This window comes from Streptomyces sp. SID4985, assembly GCF_009863025.1.
Lineage (GTDB): Bacteria > Actinomycetota > Actinomycetes > Streptomycetales > Streptomycetaceae > Streptomyces.
Map to the genome: position 1 here is coordinate 1 of NZ_WWIR01000554.1, position 5,272 is coordinate 5,272.

Annotated in this window: 5 protein-coding genes and 1 pseudogene; 3 read left to right on the plus strand and 3 right to left on the minus strand. The window is 72.9% G+C overall.

Features of this window, described 5'->3' with window-relative positions; all coding sequences use genetic code 11:
- Positions 1 to 547 (minus strand): annotated as a pseudogene (locus GTW40_RS33595) (hypothetical protein); the annotation flags it as partial.
- Between GTW40_RS33595 and GTW40_RS23895 the strand changes: the two are divergent.
- From GTW40_RS23895 to GTW40_RS23905, 3 genes are all read left to right on the plus strand, one after another.
- The gene (locus GTW40_RS23895; protein ID WP_343245772.1) at positions 530 to 2,050 is read left to right on the plus strand and encodes a trypsin-like peptidase domain-containing protein; all 1,521 of its coding nucleotides are present in this window, start codon (positions 530 to 532) and stop codon (positions 2,048 to 2,050) included. The pseudogene GTW40_RS33595 and the gene GTW40_RS23895 overlap by 18 nt on opposite strands.
- An 84-nt stretch (positions 2,051 to 2,134) precedes the next feature.
- Positions 2,135 to 2,572, plus strand: coding sequence for a sec-independent translocase (locus GTW40_RS23900; protein WP_161182236.1), 438 nt, complete (start codon positions 2,135 to 2,137; stop codon positions 2,570 to 2,572).
- 244 nt (positions 2,573 to 2,816) lie between these two features.
- Positions 2,817 to 3,488 (plus strand): hypothetical protein, encoded by a 672-nt coding sequence (locus GTW40_RS23905; RefSeq protein ID WP_161182237.1) that lies wholly within the window; start codon positions 2,817 to 2,819, stop codon positions 3,486 to 3,488.
- A gap of 59 nt (positions 3,489 to 3,547) precedes the next feature.
- Here GTW40_RS23905 and GTW40_RS23910 read toward each other — a convergent pair whose 3' ends face one another.
- Together GTW40_RS23910 and GTW40_RS23915 are read right to left on the minus strand one after the other, a co-directional pair.
- Positions 3,548 to 4,681 carry an Mrp/NBP35 family ATP-binding protein gene (locus tag GTW40_RS23910; protein ID WP_161182238.1) on the minus strand — a complete coding sequence of 378 codons (1,134 nt, stop codon included), beginning with the start codon at positions 4,679 to 4,681 and terminating at the stop codon, positions 3,548 to 3,550.
- A gap of 43 nt (positions 4,682 to 4,724) precedes the next feature.
- Positions 4,725 to 5,264 carry a DUF1003 domain-containing protein gene (locus GTW40_RS23915; protein ID WP_161182240.1) on the minus strand — a complete coding sequence of 180 codons (540 nt, stop codon included), beginning with the start codon at positions 5,262 to 5,264 and terminating at the stop codon, positions 4,725 to 4,727.
- Positions 5,265 to 5,272: the final 8 nt, after the last annotated feature.

A 5,272-nucleotide genomic window follows, 5' to 3' on the forward strand; every position in this document is an offset into this window, starting at 1 on the left:
GGCGCCTGCGGCTGGGCTTGGCGGGGTGGAACCTGGAGTTTCCCCGGCTGCCGGGCCGGGTGCCGGGGGCGTGGCGCGGGGTGCGGATCGGCGGGGGGATTTCCCGGCTGGGCCGGTGCCGACGGCGCCTGCGGCTGGGCTTGGCGGGGTGGAACCCGAGGTTTCTCCGGCCGCCGAGCGGAATGCCGGAGACGCGGTGGCGGGTGCGGCGGAGCCGGGGGCCTTTCCGGTCGCGTCGGGGAGTGATCCGGAGCTGGTGGAGGGTCTGGTTGTGCCGGTGCGCGAGCGGGAGCCGGTGGATGAGCTGGTCGTGCCAGCGCGTGATCCGGAGCCGGTGGGCGGACCGGCCGGCCCCGGCTGTGAGGGGGAGCCGGTGGAGGGTTTGGCCGAGCCCGAGCGTGAGGGGGAGCCGGTGGATGAGCTGGTCGTGCCGGGGCGTGAAGTGGAGCCGGTGGACGGACTGGTCGTTCCGGCGCGTGATCCGGAGCCGGGGGACGGGCCGGTCGTGGCCGCGCGTGAGGCGGAGCCGGTGGACGGCCGTGCCCACGTACCGGACGACACCGCCCCCGCCAGGCCCACCCCGCTGCACGAGCCCGACCCCTACAGCACCCCGCCCTACGGCGAACCCGGCCCCTGGGCGCCTGCTCCGCCCTTCCAGGGCCCCGGAGTGGCACCCGCCCACGGGACGCCGTACGTGCCGTCCCAGGCGCCGTACCCCACCGCCGACGCCCCGCCGGACCCGGCGCACCAGTCCCACGCGCACCAGACTCACGCGCACCAACCCCACGCGCATCAGACCCAAGCCCACCAGTCCCACGCACCCCAGCCCCACCCGGTCCCAACCCCAGCCCCAGCCCCAGCCCCCGCCGACCCCTGGCAGCGCTACGACCCCTGGGCCGTGCCGAATCTCCAGCAGACCGACCCCGTCCTGCCCGTGGAGCGGCCCTCGCGGCGGAAGGCGCTGCTCGGGTGGGGGCTCGTCGTCGTGCTCGTCGCCGGGGGGCTCGGTGGGTTCGCCGGGGCGTGGGTGGAGCGGGCGGGGATCGGGGACGTGCATCTGCCGCAGGCGGCCAAGGTGCCCGCGGGCAGGGCGCCGGGGAGCGTGGCCGGGATAGCCGCGCGGGCGCTGCCCAGTGTCGTCACCCTGCATGTGAGCGGCGACGACGAGGCCGGGACCGGTACCGGGTTCGTCCTCGACACCCGGGGCCACATCCTCACCAACAACCACGTGGTCGCGCCCGCCTCCTCCGGCGGCGAGATCACCGTGACGTTCAGTACCGGCGACACCGCGCAGGCCCGGGTCGTCGGCCGGGACAGCGGGTACGACCTCGCGGTGGTCCAGGTCAGCGGCGTACGCGGTCTCACGCCCCTGGCGCTCGGCGACTCCGACGACGTGCGCGTGGGGGACCCGGTCGTCGCCATCGGCGCCCCCTTCGACCTGGCCAACACCGTCACCTCCGGCATCATCAGCGCCAAGGAACGCCCCATCACGGCCGGTGGCGAGAAGGGCGACGGCAGCGACATCTCCTACGTCGACGCGCTCCAGACCGACGCCCCGATCAACCCCGGCAACTCCGGCGGACCGCTCCTCGACGCGCACGCCCAGGTCATCGGCATCAACTCCGCCATCCGCTCCGCCGGCAACGACACGGACTCCGGCGAGAGCCAGTCCGGGTCCATCGGCCTCGGCTTCGCCATCCCGGCCAACCAGGCCCGGCGGGTCGCCGAGGAACTGATCAACGAGGGGCACGCCACCCATCCCGTCATCGGCGTCACCCTCGACATGGGCTACACCGGCGACGCCGCCCGCGTCTCCGCCAAGGGCGGCACCGGCGGCCCCGCCGTGCAGCCGGGCGGCCCCGGTGACCGCGCCGGACTGAAGGCGGGCGACCTCGTCACCGCGGTCGACGGCCACCGCGTCCACTCCGGCGAGGAGCTGATCGTCAAGATCCGCGCCCACCGGCCCGGCGACCGGCTCCGCCTCACCGTCGAGCGCGCCGGGGCCGAGCGGGCCGTCTCCCTCGTCCTGGGAGCCTCCGAGCGGAACTGACGGAAGTCTCACCCCGGCGCGGTACCGGACTCCGGACCGCGCCGGGTACCGTTGAGCGACCGAGGACATCCCAAGGAGCTTCAGGTGTTCAATGACATAGGGCCGCTTGAGCTGCTCACGCTCATCGTCCTCGCCGTGCTCGTCTTCGGTCCGGACAAGCTCCCCAAGTTCATCCAGGACGTCACGCGGACGATCCGCAAGATCCGCGAGTTCTCGGACAGCGCCAAGCAGGACATCCGCAGCGAGCTCGGCCCCGAGTTCAAGGACTTCGAGTTCGAGGACCTGAACCCCAAGACGTTCCTGCGCAAGCAGCTGGAGAACGACGACCTGGGGCTCCAGGAGATCCGCAGCGGCTTCGACCTCAAGCGCGAGATGACCGACCTCACCGACTCGGTCAACGGCCACGACACGGCCGTACCCGCCGCCCCGCAGCCCCCGTCCGGCGGGCGTGTCGACATGACCAAGCGCCCCGACACGCCGGGCCCGGACGAGCGTCCGCCCTTCGACGCCGACGCCACCTGAGCCCGTCTCACCCGTACGGCCCACCGCGCGACACGCGGCCGTATCCGTCCCTCACGACCCCCTGAACGGCGCGTACCTGCCGCACATCGCGTCGGCCCGTTCCCCGCACGACCCACGAGCAGGGCGGTTTCCCAGCGGCTCCCAGCGGTGTGGATATGCTGCCGAGTTGTTGTGCGGACCGGGCGCGTACGCCCGAAGGGGGGCGGGCTGCCCCGGTCCGACGAGAGCGAGGAGGCGTCCGGGCATGGAGACGACGAGTCGGGTGGGCGCGAAGACGCCGACCGCGGCGGGCGGACAGCGGGGCCCGTCCGGCCACCGATCGGTCGACGGCTATCTGCGGGCGCCCTTCCCGTGGTACGGCCTGGACGAGGCGTTCACGGGCGCCCGCTGGCTGATGCAGGTCGGCACGGCGGCCGACGGCGCCGTGGAGCACGGATCGATCGGCCACGGCGACGAGCCCTCGGTGCGCCACGAGCACAGCGCCTCGGCCACCGACGAGGCCAGGGAGAAGTTCGCGGTCGTCGTGACCGTGCCGGTGAACCCCTCCCGGCGCAGCGCCGACGGCACCGGGCTCCTGGAGGCCACCTCGGTCTCCTCGGCGGCCTGGCTGGCCGGTGTGGGGCTCCTGTCGGTCACCTGGCCCGGCCAGATGGACCACGCCCTGCGCGACGACTGGCTGGACCAGCAGACCGAGACCGCCTGGGCGCTCGCCGACGACCTGGAGGGCACGGAGTGGTCCATGCTCTCCCTGCCCGTGGACGGCGTGGCCACACCCTTCCACTACCGGGAGTCCGAGTTCGGCTGGGTGCTGGCGGGTTCCACCGGGGCGGGGGTCCACCTCGGCGCGTACGGCCGGGGCATGAGCGCCTACGGGCTCGGCTTCGCCATCGTCAAGGACATCGGCGCCTACGCCTGACGACACGAAAAGGGGGCACCGGCGGATTCCGCCGGTGCCCCCTTTTCGTGCGTCGTGCCTCAGAACTTGTTCCGCGGCGTGATCCCCAGCGACAGCCCCGACAGGCCGCGCTGACGGCCGCCCAGCTTGCCCGCGATGGACCGCAGGGCCGAGCCCGCCGGGGACTCGGGGTCGGTCAGGACGACCGGCTTGCCGTCGTCGCCGCCCTCGCGCAGCCGCACGTCGATCGGGATGCTGCCGAGGACCGGGACCGTCGCGCCCGTGGTGCGGGTCAGGCCCTCGGCGACCGACTGGCCGCCGCCCGTGCCGAACACGTCGACCATCTCGCCGCAGTGCGGGCAGGGCAGGCCCGACATGTTCTCGACCACGCCGACGATCTTCTGGTGGGTCTGCACCGCGATCGAGCCCGCGCGCTCGGCCACCTCGGCCGCCGCCTGCTGCGGGGTCGTCACGACCAGGATCTCCGCGTTCGGGATCAGCTGGGCCACCGAGATCGCGATGTCACCGGTGCCCGGCGGCAGGTCGAGCAGCAACACGTCCAGGTCGCCCCAGTACACGTCCGAGAGGAACTGCTGGAGCGCGCGGTGCAGCATCGGGCCGCGCCAGACGACCGGCGCGTTGCCCGGGGTGAACATGCCGATCGAGATGACCTTCACGCCGTTCGCCGACGGCGGCATGATCATGTTCTCGACCTGGGTGGGACGGCCGTCCGCGCCCAGCATGCGCGGCACGCTGTGGCCGTAGATGTCGGCGTCCACGACACCGACCTTCAGACCGTCGGCGGCCATCGCGGCCGCCAGGTTCACCGTCACGGAGGACTTGCCGACGCCGCCCTTGCCGGAGGCGACCGCGTAGACCCGGGTGAGACTGCCGGGCTTGGCGAAGGGGATCTCGCGCTCGGCCTGCCCGCCGCGCAGCGCGTTGGCCAGCTCCCGGCGCTGCTCGTCGCTCATCACGTCCAGGGCGACGTCGACCCGGGTGACCCCCGTGACGCGGGACACCGCCGTGGTCACGCGCTCGGTGATGGTCTCGCGCATCGGGCAGCCGGAGACCGTCAGGTAGACGGTGACCGCGACCGCGCCGTCCGCGCCGATCTCCACCGATTTGACCATGCCGAGTTCGGTGATCGGTCGGTTGATCTCGGGGTCGTTCACCGTCGCCAGCGCCTCGCGCACCGCGTCTTCCATAGCCATAAGGTCGATGGTACGGCGCGGGACGGTGCCGCCGTGTAGCGCCTCAGCGGTCGTCTGCGTCACGCCCCGACGGCCGTTCCGCCCGTTCCGCCGGGAATGAGATGCGGGACGGGTGTCCGTCGCGGCGCCGCTGCTCCTCCAGGTCCCGGATCAGGTCCTGGAGCTCGGAGCGGATCCAGTCCCGGGTGGCCACTTCACCCAGGCCCATGCGCAGTGCGGCGATCTCCCGGGTCAGGTACTCGGTGTCCGCGATCGACCGCTCGTTCTGCTTGCGGTCCTGCTCCAGGTTCACCCGGTCGCGGTCGTCCTGCCGGTTCTGCGCGAGCAGGATCAGCGGAGCCGCGTAGGACGCCTGGAGGGAGAGCATCAGGGTCAGGAAGATGAACGGGTACGGGTCGAAGCGCACCACCGCCGGGGCCGCGATGTTCCACAGCACCCACACGATGATGACGACCGTCATCCAGACGAGGAAACGGCCCGTCCCGAGGAAGCGCGCGATCCGCTCCGAAAGGCGGCCGAACGCCTCCGCGTCCCACTCCGGCAGCAGCCGACGGCGCGGCGGGCGCGGCTGGTCCAGGCGCATCCGGGGCC